The sequence below is a fragment of the Klebsiella sp. CB_Kp196 genome, from assembly GCF_040061575.1.
GTDB classification, from domain to species: Bacteria; Pseudomonadota; Gammaproteobacteria; order Enterobacterales; family Enterobacteriaceae; genus Klebsiella; species Klebsiella michiganensis.
The window spans coordinates 186359-200926 of the sequence record NZ_JBEAFH010000033.1 but is presented as its reverse complement, the minus strand read 5'-3'; the positions used below and the strand labels follow the sequence as shown (position 1 = coordinate 200926).

Annotated in this window: 14 protein-coding genes; 8 read left to right on the top strand and 6 right to left on the bottom strand. The window is 53.8% G+C overall.

Translation table 11 applies throughout. The features are described from left to right. The first annotated feature begins 38 nt into the window (after positions 1–38). Entirely contained in the window at positions 39–620 is a 582-nt protein-coding gene (locus ABLU87_RS07720; protein WP_014226872.1) for an NAD(P)H-dependent oxidoreductase, read from the top strand. A gap of 91 nt (positions 621–711) precedes the next feature. Further along, positions 712–1026, top strand: coding sequence for a putative quinol monooxygenase (locus tag ABLU87_RS07715; RefSeq protein ID WP_004125281.1), 315 nt, complete (start codon positions 712–714; stop codon positions 1024–1026). A gap of 41 nt (positions 1027–1067) precedes the next feature. On the opposite strand, the gene parE is transcribed toward ABLU87_RS07715, so the two are convergent. Genes parE through nudF form a run of 5 tightly spaced genes read right to left on the bottom strand, consistent with a single transcriptional unit; the run spans position 1068 to position 5472 of the window. Next, the gene (gene parE / locus ABLU87_RS07710) at positions 1068–2963 is read right to left on the bottom strand and encodes a DNA topoisomerase IV subunit B (RefSeq protein ID WP_004854242.1); all 1896 of its coding nucleotides are present in this window, start codon (positions 2961–2963) and stop codon (positions 1068–1070) included. A gap of 30 nt (positions 2964–2993) precedes the next feature. Next, positions 2994–3569: an esterase YqiA gene (yqiA, locus tag ABLU87_RS07705; protein WP_004854243.1), complete on the bottom strand. Its 576-nt coding sequence runs from the start codon at positions 3567–3569 to the stop codon at positions 2994–2996. Continuing rightward, complete coding sequence (cpdA, locus tag ABLU87_RS07700; RefSeq protein ID WP_004854245.1) at positions 3569–4396, bottom strand: 3',5'-cyclic-AMP phosphodiesterase; 828 nt, start codon at positions 4394–4396, stop codon at positions 3569–3571. Before cpdA ends, yqiA begins: the two co-directional genes overlap by 1 nt. 24 nt (positions 4397–4420) lie before the next feature. After that, on the bottom strand, positions 4421–4843 hold the full coding sequence (locus tag ABLU87_RS07695; protein WP_004854247.1) for a DUF1249 family protein: 423 nt from the start codon (positions 4841–4843) through the stop codon (positions 4421–4423). Beyond that, on the bottom strand, positions 4840–5472 hold the full coding sequence (gene nudF, locus ABLU87_RS07690; RefSeq protein WP_004854249.1) for an ADP-ribose diphosphatase: 633 nt from the start codon (positions 5470–5472) through the stop codon (positions 4840–4842). Before nudF ends, ABLU87_RS07695 begins: the two co-directional genes overlap by 4 nt. Before the next feature lie 195 nt (positions 5473–5667). On the opposite strand from nudF, the gene tolC reads away from it, so the two are divergent. From tolC to ABLU87_RS07675, 3 genes are all read left to right on the top strand, one after another. Continuing rightward, complete coding sequence (gene tolC, locus ABLU87_RS07685) at positions 5668–7116, top strand: outer membrane channel protein TolC (protein ID WP_032692881.1); 1449 nt, start codon at positions 5668–5670, stop codon at positions 7114–7116. A gap of 169 nt (positions 7117–7285) precedes the next feature. Continuing rightward, positions 7286–7954 carry a DUF1190 family protein gene (locus tag ABLU87_RS07680; RefSeq protein WP_004125303.1) on the top strand — a complete coding sequence of 223 codons (669 nt, stop codon included), beginning with the start codon at positions 7286–7288 and terminating at the stop codon, positions 7952–7954. A 5-nt stretch (positions 7955–7959) separates the two neighbouring features. Next, entirely contained in the window at positions 7960–9120 is a 1161-nt protein-coding gene (locus tag ABLU87_RS07675) for a glutathionylspermidine synthase family protein (RefSeq protein ID WP_196942089.1), read from the top strand. 45 nt (positions 9121–9165) lie between these two features. Here ABLU87_RS07675 and ygiD read toward each other — a convergent pair whose 3' ends face one another. Further along, positions 9166–9957, bottom strand: a complete 792-nt coding sequence (gene ygiD, locus ABLU87_RS07670) for a 4,5-DOPA dioxygenase extradiol (RefSeq protein ID WP_014226877.1) — start codon at positions 9955–9957, stop codon at positions 9166–9168. A gap of 193 nt (positions 9958–10150) precedes the next feature. Between ygiD and zupT the strand changes: the two genes are divergently transcribed. From zupT to ABLU87_RS07655, 3 genes are all read left to right on the top strand, one after another. Beyond that, entirely contained in the window at positions 10151–10921 is a 771-nt protein-coding gene (zupT, locus tag ABLU87_RS07665; RefSeq protein ID WP_025105919.1) for a zinc transporter ZupT, read from the top strand. 444 nt (positions 10922–11365) lie between these two features. Next, positions 11366–11938, top strand: coding sequence for a fimbrial-like protein (locus ABLU87_RS07660; RefSeq protein WP_032751300.1), 573 nt, complete (start codon positions 11366–11368; stop codon positions 11936–11938). A gap of 184 nt (positions 11939–12122) precedes the next feature. Then, entirely contained in the window at positions 12123–14555 is a 2433-nt protein-coding gene (locus ABLU87_RS07655; protein ID WP_213221616.1) for a fimbria/pilus outer membrane usher protein, read from the top strand. Positions 14556–14568 lie beyond the last annotated feature (13 nt).

Here is a 14568-nt window from a genome sequence, read left to right as displayed (position 1 = left end):
TAAAATTAGCCTCAAAATTGAAAAGTTGAGGATAAAAAATGAGCAACATCCTGATTATTAACGGTGCGAAAAAATTCGCCCACTCTAACGGCCAGCTGAACGACACCCTGACCGAGGTCGCGGATGGTTATCTGCGCGACGCCGGGCATGATGTTAAGGTCGTCCGCGCCGAGAGCGACTACGACATCAAAGAAGAAGTGCAGAATTTTCTCTGGGCAGACGTGGTTATCTGGCAGATGCCGGGCTGGTGGATGGGCGCACCGTGGACGGTGAAAAAGTACATTGATGATGTCTTTACCGAAGGTCACGGCGCGCTGTATGCCAGCGATGGCCGCACCCGCTCCGACGCCAGTAAGAAATATGGTTCCGGCGGCCTGATTCAGGGGAAAAAATATATGCTGTCCCTGACCTGGAACGCGCCGATGGAAGCGTTCACCGAGAAAGATCAGTTCTTCCACGGCGTTGGCGTCGACGGGGTGTACCTGCCATTCCATAAGGCCAACCAGTTCCTTGGGATGAGCGCCCTGCCCACCTTCATCGCCAACGATGTGATCAAAATGCCCGATGTTCCGCGTTATACGGCAGAATATCGCAAGCATCTGGCGGAAATTTTTGGTTAACTGTAGTGAGTTATGAAAAGACGACAAGCGCGGCTCATTTTAGCGGCGGCTTGAAGTATGATGAGAATATACAGAAGGAGTTGAGTTAACCATGTTGACAGTGATCGCTGAAATTCGCACTCGTCCGGGCCAACACCATCGTCAGGCGGTGCTGGATCAGTTCGCAAAAATTACCCCGACCGTTCTCCAGGAAGAAGGCTGCCACGGCTATGCGCCGCTGGTGGATCACGCCGCTGGCGTCAGTTTTCAGACTACTTCACCGGATTCCATCGTGATGGTCGAGCAGTGGGAAAGCGTCGCGCATCTTGAAGCGCACCTGCAGACGCCGCACATGAAAGCCTACGGCGAAGCCGTGAAAGGCGACGTACTGGAAATGAATATTCGTATTCTTGAAGCGGGTATTTAAGCAAGCAAACGACATCGGCCGGTTTCCCGGCCGATTTTTTATTATCCGTCCAGCTCCGCCAGATCGCCCTTCTCCTGCAGCCAGTTACGCCGATCTTCAGAACGCTTCTTCGCTAACAGCATATCCATCATGGCGGTCGTCTGCTGCTCGTCTTCATCGTTGATAATCAGCTGTACCAGACGGCGGGTATTCGGATCCAGCGTGGTCTCGCGCAGCTGCATCGGGTTCATCTCACCCAGCCCTTTAAAGCGCTGCACGTTCGGCTTGCCTTTCTTGCGCTTAAGCTGCTCCAGCACGCCGGTTTTCTCTTCTTCTGTAAGCGCGTAATACACCTCTTTGCCGAGGTCGATACGGTACAGGGGCGGCAGCGCCACGTAGACGTGACCCTGCTTAACCAGCGTGCGGAAGTGCCTGACAAACAGCGCGCACAGCAGCGTCGCGATGTGCAGGCCGTCGGAGTCGGCATCCGCCAGAATACAAATCTTGCCGTAGCGCAGCTGGCTCAGGTCGTCGCTATCCGGATCGATACCGATGGCGACGGAAATATCATGCACTTCCTGGGAAGCCAGCACCTCATCGGAAGAGACTTCCCAGGTGTTCAGGATTTTACCTTTCAGCGGCATGATCGCCTGATACTCGCGATCGCGCGCCTGCTTGGCCGATCCGCCCGCCGAATCCCCTTCCACAAGGAACAGTTCGGTTCGGTTCAAATCCTGGGCGGTACAGTCCGCCAGCTTGCCGGGCAGCGCCGGACCGCTGGTCAGCTTTTTACGCACCACTTTCTTCGCCGCGCGCAGGCGACGCTGGGCGCTGGAGATCGCCATTTCCGCCAGCAGCTCTGCCGACTGAACGTTCTGGTTCAGCCACAGGCTGAAGGCATCTTTGACCACCCCGGAAACAAACGCGGCGCACTGACGTGAAGAGAGGCGCTCTTTCGTTTGCCCGGCAAACTGCGGGTCCTGCATCTTCACGGACAGGACGTAGGCGCAGCGCTCCCAGATATCTTCCGCCGACAGCTTCACGCCGCGCGGCAGAATATTGCGGTATTCGCAGAACTCGCGCATGGCGTCCAGCAGCCCCTGGCGCAGGCCGTTAACGTGGGTACCGCCCTGCATCGTCGGGATCAGGTTGACGTAGCTTTCGGTCAGCAGTTCACCGCCTTCCGGCAGCCACAGCAGCGCCCAGTCAACCGCTTCGGTATCGCCGGAGAAGGTGCCGACGAACGGTTTTTCCGGCAGCAGCGGCAGGCCGTTAACCGCTTCGCTAAGATAGTCGGTCAGACCATCGGCGTAGCACCAGCGCTGTTCGCTGTCGTTAACCAGATCGCGGAAAACAATCTCTACGCCCGGGCAGAGAACGGCCTTGGCCTTTAATAAATGAGAAAGGCGCGAGACGGAAAAACGCGGGCTATCGAAAAAGCTTTCGTCCGGCCAGAAGTGCACGCTGGTACCGGTATTGCGCTTACCGCAGGTACCGGTCACGTGCAGATCTTCTACTTTATCGCCGTTTTCAAACGCGATGCTGTAGACCTGGCCGTCGCGGCGCACGTTCACCTCAACGCGTTTCGATAAGGCGTTGACCACCGAAATCCCTACGCCGTGCAGGCCGCCGGAGAACTGGTAGTTCTTATTGGAGAACTTCCCCCCGGCGTGCAGGCGGCAAAGAATCAGTTCAACTGCCGGAACCCCCTCTTCAGGGTGGATATCCACCGGCATTCCGCGTCCATCGTCGATGACTTCCAGCGACTGATCGGCGTGGAGAATCACCTCCACGCGTTTCGCGTGACCGGCCAGGGCCTCATCCACGCTGTTATCAATAACTTCCTGACCAAGATGGTTTGGACGTGTGGTATCAGTGTACATTCCCGGACGGCGGCGAACCGGCTCTAGCCCGGTGAGTACCTCAATGGCATCAGCGTTATATGAAGATTGCGTCATGGTGTGTATTCGTAGGTCGTTCCGAACCGCTCAGCGCAGGCCCAGAAAATCGATAATCTGAGTGAAATGATCTTCAAAGCCAACAAATGCGTGATTACCGCCCTCCTCTACCGTTTGTCGGCAGGAGGCGAAATAATCCACGGCCTGGCGGTAATCAAGCACTTCATCACCCGTTTGCTGCAATAACCAGATTAAATCCGGCGCTTCCAGCGGGTCAATTTGCATGACCTTGAGATCGTAAATATGGCGAGACTCTAGCACATATTGCTGCCCCGTGTATGGATTCTCATTGGGGCCAAGGAAATTGTTCAACAGCTCAAACGGGCGCACCGCGGGGTTCACTACCACGGCGGGCAGCATAAAGCACTGCGATAGCCAGGTCGCGTAATATCCCCCCAGCGACGACCCGACAACGCCCAGCGGTTCACCGCCATGCTCCAGCACGATAGACTCCAGATGCTCAGCCGCCTGCGCGGGATAAACCGGGAGCTCCGGTATCACCATCGAGATGTCAGGATAGGTCTGCGCCAGCCACGCTTTCAGCGCAGTCGCTTTTGCCGACCGAGGCGAGCTGTTAAAACCATGCAGATAGAGAAGCGTAGACATCAGTATCCTTCTGAAGCGATATCCGGGTGAAATTTCACGCCTTCGAGGCGGCAAACTTCAGTGGTCAATGTGCCGTCAGGATGCAGTTCCAGCCAGCGCCAGCCTGGGGAGACGGTATCGAGCGTGAAGTTCGCGCAGTGCGGTTTAAACTGCACGCAGGTAGATGGCGTGGCCATCATGCGCCGTCCGTTCCAGTCAAGATCCAGCTCCTGGTGAATATGGCCGCAGAGCAGATGCTTAACGCGAGGAAAAGCGGCCAGCGCGCAATCAAGCGCCCCGGCATTGCGCAGGCTATGCTGATCCAGCCAGCTACAGCCTGACGGCATGGGATGATGGTGCAACAGCAGCAGCGTATACCGCTGCGGAACTTCGGTCAGCTTCTGCTCAAGCCATTCCAGCTGGAAATCGCTCAGCTCGCCGTGCGGCACGCCGAACACCTGGCTATCCATCAGCAATACTTGCCAGTGGTCGCCCAGCAATACGCGTTTAGCGGGAGAGATGCCGGATTCCTGCAGCGTGCTGTACATTGCCGGTTGAAAATCATGATTACCCGGTAGCCAGACGCAGGGTGCAGTAAAACTCGCGATGCCTTCAGCAAAATGCTGGTAGGCCGCGGCAGAGTGATCTTGCGCCAAATCGCCTGTAGCAACGATCAAGTCGCACTCTCGCTGTGAGGCGTGGATCGCATCCAGTACGGCCTGATAGCTTTCCCAGGTATTGATACCTAACAGCGTTTCATGTTTTTCAGCAAACAGGTGAGTATCGGTAATTTGTAATATCCTGACTCTGGCCTCACCAGCCAAAGGTAGGTTTAACAGGCTTTCCAAATGGTGTCCTTAGGTTTCACGACGCTAACAAACCGGAATCGCCATCGCTCCATGTGCAAAACAGTATCGCAGCCAATCGGCCAGAAACTGATTAATTTGATGCTTTTCGTCGCGTTGATGCAACTTTTTATTAGGATAATCATACCGCGCTTTAAAGCGAAAGATCTGCTGACTTGAACACACTTCAGCGACCATTGCATCGTGATAGAGCCGTACCGTCATTGACGGCAGACTCCAGTAGCTCACCGACGGCGCCGTCTGTTCAATCGCCACTAACGTAGTGTAGCGGGTCGATTCGACGATGGTTAATCGGTATTGCGCGTTGCCCACCTGGTAACTCACCTTTTCTCCCGCTGCATCCGTTCGCGGCAACAGGCGGCGCAGCTGGGCAAAGTTGGTTTCACACAGGCGCATCATTTCAGGAAAGTCAGGCGTATAACGCTTCATTTTGTCCACTCGTTTCGTAAATTGTGATAATGCAGTTGCAGCCATTGCAGCGCGATGACAGAGGCTGCGTTGTCGATTTTCCCCTCTTCCACCCATCTGTAAGCCTGTTCCCGGCTCACCACATGAACGCGAATATCCTCGTTTTCGTCGGCCAGTCCATGAATTCCTTTTGCCGTCGTTGCATCGACTTCACCCACCATAATAGACAGCCTTTCGCTGGTGCCGCCGGGGCTGGCCAGGTAGCTCAGGACCGGTTTAACCCGGCCAACAATAAGCCCGGCCTCTTCCACCGCTTCACGACGGGCGACATCTTCAGGAGATTCGCCTTCTTCTATCATACCGGCGACCATTTCGAGCAGCCACGGGCTCGCGCTGGTATCATACGCCGCAATACGGATCTGCTCGACGAGCACAACTTCATCGCGTACCGGGTCAAAGGGTAGCAAGACTGCGGCGTGGCCGCGCTCAAAAATTTCGCGGGTCACTTCGCCGCTCATCCCGCCGTTAAACAGGCGATGGCGAAAACGATATAAATCGAGCGAAAAAAAACCGCGATAAAGCGTTTCGCGTGCAATAATTTCTACATCGTTTTTAGAGAAGGTAATCCCCTGCTGATTGACGTCGCTCATTTCGATATCCTGTAGAACATGAAGTTATGAATTTATAGGCGGTGTGGCTACCGTTTTACGGCTCGTATGCTAGATTGGTGCAAATTACCGCCCCATGGCACATAACGCCAACTTTTTACGGTAACAGACTCTATACAATCAGTGATTATTTTTAGAATTTGAGTAGCGCTAAATGCTTCACAACAAGGAATGCAAATGAAGAAACTCTTTCCCATCCTTATCGGCCTGGGCCTGACTGGCTTCAGCGCCATGAGCCAGGCTGAAAACCTGCTGCAGGTTTATCAGCAGGCGCGTGTCAGCAACCCTGATCTGCGTAAATCAGCAGCCGATCGTGATGCCGCATTCGAGAAGATCAACGAAGCGCGTAGCCCGTTATTGCCACAGCTCGGTCTGGGTGCAGATTATACCTATACCAGCGGCTTCCGTGATGCTAAAGACCAGAATTCCGACGTCACCAGCGGATCGCTGCAGCTCACGCAGGTTCTGTTTGATATGTCGAAATGGCGTGCGCTGACGCTGCAGGAAAAGAACGCCGGCATTCAGGACGTCACCTATCAGACGGATCAGCAAACGCTGATTCTGAACACCGCGACGGCCTATTTTAAAGTGCTGGCCGCGATCGATACGCTCTCCTATACCGAAGCGCAGAAACAGGCTATTTACCGCCAGTTAGATCAGACCACCCAGCGCTTTAACGTTGGCCTGGTGGCGATTACTGACGTACAGAACGCCCGTTCGCAGTACGATGCCGTGCTGGCGAATGAAGTCACCGCGCGCAACGACCTCGATAACGCCGTAGAAGGGCTGCGTCAGGTGACCGGCAACTACTATCCGGAGCTGGCCTCGCTGAACGTTGATGGTTTTAAAACCACTAAACCATCGGCGGTGAACGCGCTGTTGAAAGAAGCGGAAAACCGCAACCTGTCGCTGCTGCAGGCCCGACTCAGCCAGGACCTGGCGCGCGAGCAAATTCGCCAGGCGCAGGATGGGCATCTGCCGACCCTGAATTTAAACGCGTCCAGTAGCGTATCTAATAACAGCTACAGTGGTTCTAAAAACACCACGCAGGACAGAGATATCGGGCAGAACCAAATCGGCCTGAACTTCTCCCTGCCGCTGTATCAGGGCGGGATGGTGAACTCCCAGGTTAAACAGGCGCAGTACAACTTTGTCGGCGCCAGCGAGCAGCTGGAAAGCGCGCATCGTAGCGTGGTGCAGACCGTTCGTTCCTCTTTTAACAACGTGAACGCGTCCATCAGCAGCATCAATGCCTACAAACAGGCCGTGGTGTCTGCCCAAAGTTCACTGGATGCCATGGAAGCCGGTTATTCAGTGGGTACGCGTACCATCGTCGATGTCCTGGACGCGACCACCACGCTGTATAACGCAAAACAGCAGCTGTCCAACGCGCGTTATAACTACCTGATTAACGAGCTGAACATCAAGTCCGCGCTCGGTACGCTGAACGAGCAGGACCTGGTTGCGCTGAACAACACGCTGGGTAAAGCGATTCCGACCTCGCCGGACAGCGTGGCGCCGGAAAATCCGCAGCAGGATGCCAGCGCTGACGGCTACAGCAACACCGTCGCGGCAAAACCGGCGTCCGCACGCAGCACCAGCGGCAGCAATCCGTTCCGCCAGTAATTAAGCTTGCGCACTCCACGCTTCGCTTACCCCGCAGGTAAGCGAAGCGTTAAACGTAAGGCAACGTAAAGATCCCCCGCTTTCCGCCCCTATTCGCTTCATTTTCCACCACTCATCCTCTATCCTGAGCGTTAACAAAACGCATACCACTGGGTCCAGGAAGACAAACATGAAACGGACAAAAAATATTAAACACGCCTCCTTCCGCAAAAGCTGGAGCGCTCGTCATTTAACTCCCGTTGCGCTCGCCGTGACGGCGGTATTTATGCTCGCCGGCTGTGAACAAAGCGATGAAACGGTTTCTCTGTATCAAAACGCCGATGACTGCTCTGCCGCTAACCCGAGCAAATCCGCAGAGTGCACCACCGCTTACAACAACGCACTCAAAGAAGCAGAACGTACCGCGCCGAAATACGCCTCTCGTGAAGATTGCGTCGCCGAGTTCGGTGAAGGTCAGTGCCAGCAGGCGCCGGCTCAGGCAGGCATGGCTCCGGAAAACCAGGCCCAGGCGCAAAGCAGCGGCAGCTTCTGGATGCCGCTGATGGCGGGCTACATGATGGGCCGGATGATGGGCGGCGGAATGGGCGCTCAGCAGCCGCTGTTCAGCTCAAAAAACCCGGCCAGCCCGGCCTATGGTAAATACACCGACGCGGGCGGTAAGAGCTACGGCGCAGCGCAGCCGGGCCGTACCATGACCGTGCCGAAAACCGCGATGGCGCCAAAACCAGCCACCACCAGCACCGTAACGCGCGGCGGGTTTGGCGACTCGGTCGCTAAGCAATCAACCATGCAGCGTAGTTCAGCAAGCTCCTCTTCTTCACGCTCGATGGGCGGCTAAGCGACATGGAAAGAATCAGCATTACCGAGCGCCCGGACTGGCGCGAAAAGGCGACAGAATATGGCTTTAACTTTCACACCATGTACGGCGAGCCGTACTGGAGCGAAGAAGCCTATTACAAACTGACGCTGGCGCAGGTTGAGAAGCTTGAAGAGGTCACCGCTGAGCTGCATCAGATGTGTCTGCAGGCGGTGGAAAAAGTCATCGCCAGCGATGAGTTAATGGCCAAATTTCGCATCCCCAAACACACCTGGGGCTTCGTACGCCAGTCGTGGAAAACCCATCAGCCCTCGCTGTATTCGCGTCTCGATCTCGTGTGGGACGGCGTGGGTGAGCCGAAGCTGCTGGAGAACAACGCCGATACGCCGACGTCTCTCTATGAAGCGGCATTCTTCCAGTGGATCTGGATGGAAGATCAGCTGAACGCCGGTCAGCTGCCGGCAGGCAGCGATCAGTTCAACAGCCTGCAGGAGAAGCTGATCGATCGCTTTGGCGAGCTGCGCGAGCAGTTCGGCTTCCAGCTGCTGCATATGGCCTGCTGTCGCGATACCGTTGAAGACCGCGGTACCGTGCAATATTTACAGGACTGCGCCGCAGAAGCGGGCGTGGCGACCGAGTTCCTCTACATCGAAGATATTGGTCTCGGCGAAAAAGGCCAGTTTACCGACCTGCAGGATCAGGTGATTGGTAATCTGTTCAAGCTCTATCCATGGGAGTACATGCTGCGCGAGGTGTTCTCCACCAAGCTGGAAGATGCCGGCGTGCGCTGGCTGGAGCCGGCGTGGAAGAGCATTATCTCCAACAAAGCGCTGCTGCCGCTGCTGTGGGAGATGTTCCCCAACCATCCGAACCTGCTGGCCGCTTATTTCAGCGAAGATGCGCATCCGGAGCTGGAGAAGTACGTTATCAAACCGATCTTCTCCCGCGAAGGCGCTAACGTCTCTATCGTGGAGAATGGCAAAGTGCTGGAGGCGGTAGAAGGGCCGTACGGTGAAGAGGGCACCATCGTCCAGGCGTTCTATCCGTTGCCGAAGTTTGGCGACAGCTACACGCTCATCGGCAGCTGGCTGATTAACGACCAGCCTGCCGGAATTGGCATTCGCGAAGACCGGGCGCTGATCACTCAGGATCTGTCGCGCTTTTATCCGCACATTTTCGTCGAGTAACAGCAAACCCCGGCGGCATTGTTTACTGCCGGGGTTTATCTATTTTCAGGCGCCAATGACTACCGACAGCATGCTCAGGGAGCCCATTTCCATTCCTTCAACCGGGATCGTAATCGGCTCTTCACCGTCCCAGGCGCCCAGCACATACAACAGCGGCAGAAAGTGATCGGCCGTCGGGTTCGATAACGATCCGCCTTCATGCGCCAGGTAATTCACCAGCGGATGTTCCGCTACGGGACCTTTCCAGTCCAGGTTCGCCTTCACGTAGTCATTAAACGACGCCGCCCAGGGATAAGGTGTATTTTCGCCGTGCCAGCGTGCGGTACGCAGGTTATGCACCACGTTGCCGCTTGCCACCAGCATAATGCCCTCATCGCGCAGCTGAGCCAGCTTACGCCCCATTTCGAAATGCCATGCCGCGGGCTTCGTACTATCAATACTCAGCTGTACCATCGGAATATCGGCATCGGGATACATTTTAATCAACACGCCCCAGGAACCATGGTCAAAGCCCCAGGCTTCTTTATCCAGCGTCACCGGCACCGGCGCCAGCAGCTCGACCAGACGCTGGGCCAGCTCAGGCGAACCCGGCGCCGGATAATGCGTATCGTAGAGCGCCTGGGGAAAACCGCCAAAATCATGAATCGTTTTCGGCGCCTCCATCGCGGTCACTCCTGTACCGCGAGTGAACCAGTGCGCGGAGATCACCACAATGGCTTTAGGCCGCGCCAGCGTCTCGCCCAGATGCCGCCAGGCGCGAGTATAGATGTTATCTTCCAGCACGTTCATCGGGCTACCGTGACCTAAAAACAGCGCGGGCATGCGGGTACGGGACATAGTGATATCCTTTATTAAGAAAGTTGATGTATTTACATTACGCTCTTTCTATGGAGGATAAACTCAGATAAGCATGATGATGATCGTCAGAAAATTTGAATGTAAGCGGCGGTAAAGAGTGAATCCGCGCGCTCGCGATCGTCAATGGATCACGATACTCTTAATAAGAATCATTTTCATAAGGAGGTGAATGTTGTCCTCACCCGTCATTTTGACCCTGCTGGCAGGGAGCGCTACCTTTATTGGCGCCATTTTCGGCGTTATCGGGCAGAAACCCTCGAATCGCTTACTGGGGTTCTCGCTGGGATTCGCCGCCGGGATCATGCTGCTGATTTCGTTGATGGAGATGCTGCCCGCCGCGCTGGCTACCGAAGGCATGTCCCCCCTGCTCGGCTACGGCATGTTTATTATCGGCCTTCTGGGCTACTTTGCGCTTGACCGCATGCTGCCTCACGCCCACCCGCAGGATCTGATGTCTCCCGGCATTTCCCGCCCGCGCAACCTGCGCCGTACGGCGATTTTGCTGACCTTAGGCATCAGCCTGCATAACTTCCCCGAGGGCATTGCGACCTTCGTGACGGCCAGCAATAATCTCGAGCTGGGCATGGGGGTCGCGTTAGCCGTTGCACTACACAACATCCCGGAAGGACTGGCGGTAGCCGGACCGGTATATGCCGCCACGGGCTCCAGAAGTAAAGCGGTGTTCTGGGCGGGTCTTTCCGGCATGGCGGAAATCTTCGGCGGCGTGCTGGCCTGGCTGGTGCTGGGCAGCGCGATATCCCCGGTGATGATGGGCGCCGTTATGGCCGCGGTTGCCGGTATCATGATTGCGCTGTCGGTTGATGAGCTTATGCCGCTGGCGAAAGAGCTCGATCCACAAAGCAACCCGAGCTATGGCGTGCTGTGCGGGATGTCAGTGATGGGATTAAGCCTGGTGGTTTTGCAAACGGTGGGCATTGGCTGAGTCAATGCCCCATTATTTCACTTGTCAATTCATTACATGAATTCATCATTAATGATGAATTGAGAACAGGTATTAAATTTAACCTTTAGTCAATTAAGACCATGCGTAAATAGCCTTTTCACAGCATTCGCCCTCATTGCTTTGGCATTAATTTGACGTTAATTCTGCGGGTATCAAACGAAATTTATTCACATCAACAATAAATACACATAAAACCACCATCAAAAGAGATATTACATTGCGAAAAATCCTAAAAAAAGCACATTAAAATACATACATTAAGGAAAACCGTGAATTACCTTTAATTACAATTAACATGCGTAACAGTGAGCAGCATGATAGTTTTTACGCGTTGAATTAATATTAATTCAAGCAAACCCAATCCCATACCAGTTGTCGTATACCTCATATTTAATATTGATCATCTATAAAGGACTATATTCCATGTTTAAAAAAACGCTGCTCGCTGTTGTCACTACCGCTGTTTTTTCTGCGACTGCTTTTAATGCCAGCGCTGAAGATCAGGGCCACGGTATTGTCACCTTCTCCGGTACCGTTATTACCGCCCCTTGCTCTGTGACACCGGAAAGCTCTCAGATTGATGTCGATCTCGGCCAGGTTGCCGATAGCGTACTGAACGGCGGCCAGTACTCTCAGCCTGCAGATTTCTCTATCAAACTGCGCGACTGTATTCTGAGCACAACGGATGATAAAGGCGTGAAAACGACAACGGATAAAGTGAACGTGACCTTCACTTCTGCCAACGTCGACAGCAATGACGCCAGCCTGATGGTAAATACCAAAGAAAGTAACTACGGCGGCGCTACCGGCGTTGGCGTACGTATTATGGACGCAGGTTACAACACCGTAACCCTGGGATCCGCAGTGCCGGTAGTGTTTACCGATACCAACCCGACTCAGAACCTGGACTTCCACGCCCGCATGGAATCTAAAGGTAAAAATGCAACCGAGGGTGATGTTTACGCTCAGGCAAACTACGTCCTGGCTTATAAATAATTATCGCTTTCGCTTAATTTTTATCGATTCAAGCCGGTGATGGATTCACCGGCTTTCCTGGTCTATTTTATTAAAAGAAACGGATTTTATGCGCACTATTATTCATAGCGGTTTAATGCCAGGAAAGTTATTCCTTTTAATAAAGCATACCCTTTGCTCAGTATGTTTTACCGCATCACTATCAATGCCGCTTTATGCAATAGAATTCAATACCGATATGATTGATGCTGAGGACAGGAAAAACATCGATCTCTCGCAATTTGAAAAAAAAGGCTATATTCCTGTCGGCACCTATGTAGCACGCGTACAGATCAACAAAAATACCTTACCAAAAGCCTATCACCTGGAGTGGATAAAAGCTGATAACGAAAGCGGATCTCAGCTTTGCCTCACTAAAGAGCGCCTGGCAGAGTTCGGCTTTGCCGATGCGTTTATTGAACCGCTACAAATGTGGAATCAAAAAGGCTGTCTCGATCTCAGCCATCAGCCAGAGCTGATTATTCGTCTGGATAAAGCGAACATGGTACTGACGTTAACCGTACCCCAGGCATGGATGAAATATCAGGCTAAAAACTGGACGCCGCCGGAGTACTGGGACGACGGTATCGCGGGGCTTATGCTGGATTATAACCTTTACGCCAGCCAGTACACGCCGAGCCACGGCGACAGCAACCAGAGCGTCAACTCATATGGCACACTGGGTTTCAACCTCGGTGCATGGCGCTTACGTAGCGATTATCAGTACGATCAATCGTTTACTGAGCGGAAATCAACGGGTACCAGCAGCAGCCTGCCGCGTACCTATTTATTCCGCCCGATTCCGTCCCTGGCGTCAAAATTCACGATGGGCCAGTACGACCTGAGCTCAGGCCTCTACGATACTTTTCACTTTACCGGCGCCTCTCTGGAAAGTGATGAACAAATGCTGCCGCCGGATTTACGCGGCTATGCGCCGCAAATAAGCGGCATCGCGCAGACCAACGCTAAAGTCACCGTTACGCAAAACAGCCGCACGCTCTATCAAACGACCGTCTCCCCCGGGCCATTCACCATCGCCGATCTGGGCACAACCTTGCAGGGGCAGCTGGATGTAACGATCGAGGAAGAAGACGGACGCAAAAGTACGTTCCAGGTTGGTTCCGCCTCTATCCCTTACCTGACGCGTAAAGGGCAGGTACGTTATAAAAGTTCAGTGGGTAAACCCACATCAACGACCCACAATGATGTGAATAACCCCCTTTTCTGGACCGGGGAGGCTTCCTGGGGCTGGTTGAGTGATGTTTCTCTCTACGGCGGCGCTATCGTCACCGCCGATGACTATCAGGCGGCAACCGGTGGGGTTGGCTTTAACCTTAACCGTTTTGGCTCATTCTCCCTTGATATTACCCGCGCCGAGGCTAATCTACGTAATGACGATCAAGGTAAACAGCGCGGCTTCAGCTATCGCGCTAACTATGCCAAACGTTTTGAAGAAACAAACAGTCAGGTAACCTTCGCGGGTTACCGGTTCTCAGATAAAGAGTACGTCACGATGAGCGAATATATCAGCTCGCGCGATGGCTCCGACTCCAGCTCCAATGAGAAAGAGAGCTATGTGCTCTCCTTTAATCAGTTCGTTGCGCCGCTGGAGCTAAATACCTATCTGAGTGTCACACGTAATACCTACTGGAACAGTGAAACCAATACGAACTACTCGTTTTCTCTGAGCCGGAGCTTTGATATTGGTGCGTTTAAAAATATTTCAGCTTCATTGGCGATGAGCCGCGTGCGCTGGAATGATGATGAAGAGAATCAATATTACTTTTCACTCACCCTGCCGCTGGAAAATAATCGCAATATTATGTACAGCCTGCAGCGCTATGGCGACGACGCAACGACGCAAACGGCAACCTGGTACGATGGTTCAGATCGTAATAACCCGTGGAATATGTCCGTTTCAGGCACAGATAAAGAGTTTGGCGATGGCGAAGCGGCCATGCGCGGATACTATCAGCACTATTCACCCTATGGCCGGTTGAATGTAAACGGTAGCGTGAAGCCAAGCAGCTATCGCTCGCTCAGCGCTGGCTGGAACGGCTCGTTCACGGCAACCCGTTACGGTGCGGCATTACATGATTACAACACTGGCAACAGTTCTCGCGTCATGGTGGATGCGGATGGAATAGCCGGTGTTGAGGTAAACAATCATCGTAGTATGACCAATATGTTTGGTATTTCCGTGGTTCCGTCAGTGGGTAACTACACAACGGCGATGGTGATGGTGAACAACAACAACCTGCCGGATGGCGTGGATGTAACCAACTCGGTAATCCGCACCACGCTGACCGAAGGCGCTATTGGCTATATGCCCCTGAGCGCGACCAAAGGCTATCAGATCATCGGCGTCATCCGCCTGGAAGACGGACGCTATCCACCGCTGGGCGTGACCGTAACAGACAAAGCAACAGGTCGCGATATAGGTTTAGTCGCTGATGACGGCTTTGTATACCTGAGCGGAATACAGGAAAACAGCATCCTGACGCTAAAATGGAACGACAACGTGTGTGATTTGACACCGCCTAACCATAGCAATCTCGATGGTCAGGCCATTATTTTACCATGTAAGCCCGCACATTAATTCAGGATGAATG

Excerpts from the sequence above, each read along its gene's own strand:
- ABLU87_RS07660 (WP_032751300.1), top strand. The coding sequence starts at position 11,366 with ATGTTTAAAAAAACGCTGCTCGCTGTTGTCACTACCGCTGTTTTTTCT.
- ABLU87_RS07715 (WP_004125281.1), top strand. The coding sequence starts at position 712 with ATGTTGACAGTGATCGCTGAAATTCGCACTCGTCCGGGCCAACACCAT.
- tolC (WP_032692881.1), top strand. The coding sequence starts at position 5,668 with ATGAAGAAACTCTTTCCCATCCTTATCGGCCTGGGCCTGACTGGCTTC.
- ABLU87_RS07675 (WP_196942089.1), top strand. The coding sequence starts at position 7,960 with ATGGAAAGAATCAGCATTACCGAGCGCCCGGACTGGCGCGAAAAGGCG.
- ABLU87_RS07655 (WP_213221616.1), top strand. The coding sequence starts at position 12,123 with ATGCCGCTTTATGCAATAGAATTCAATACCGATATGATTGATGCTGAG.
- nudF (WP_004854249.1), bottom strand. The coding sequence starts at position 5,472 with ATGAGCGACGTCAATCAGCAGGGGATTACCTTCTCTAAAAACGATGTA.
- yqiA (WP_004854243.1), bottom strand. The coding sequence starts at position 3,569 with ATGTCTACGCTTCTCTATCTGCATGGTTTTAACAGCTCGCCTCGGTCG.
- ABLU87_RS07720 (WP_014226872.1), top strand. The coding sequence starts at position 39 with ATGAGCAACATCCTGATTATTAACGGTGCGAAAAAATTCGCCCACTCT.
- ygiD (WP_014226877.1), bottom strand. The coding sequence starts at position 9,957 with ATGTCCCGTACCCGCATGCCCGCGCTGTTTTTAGGTCACGGTAGCCCG.
- parE (WP_004854242.1), bottom strand. The coding sequence starts at position 2,963 with ATGACGCAATCTTCATATAACGCTGATGCCATTGAGGTACTCACCGGG.
- ABLU87_RS07680 (WP_004125303.1), top strand. The coding sequence starts at position 7,286 with ATGAAACGGACAAAAAATATTAAACACGCCTCCTTCCGCAAAAGCTGG.
- ABLU87_RS07695 (WP_004854247.1), bottom strand. The coding sequence starts at position 4,843 with ATGAAGCGTTATACGCCTGACTTTCCTGAAATGATGCGCCTGTGTGAA.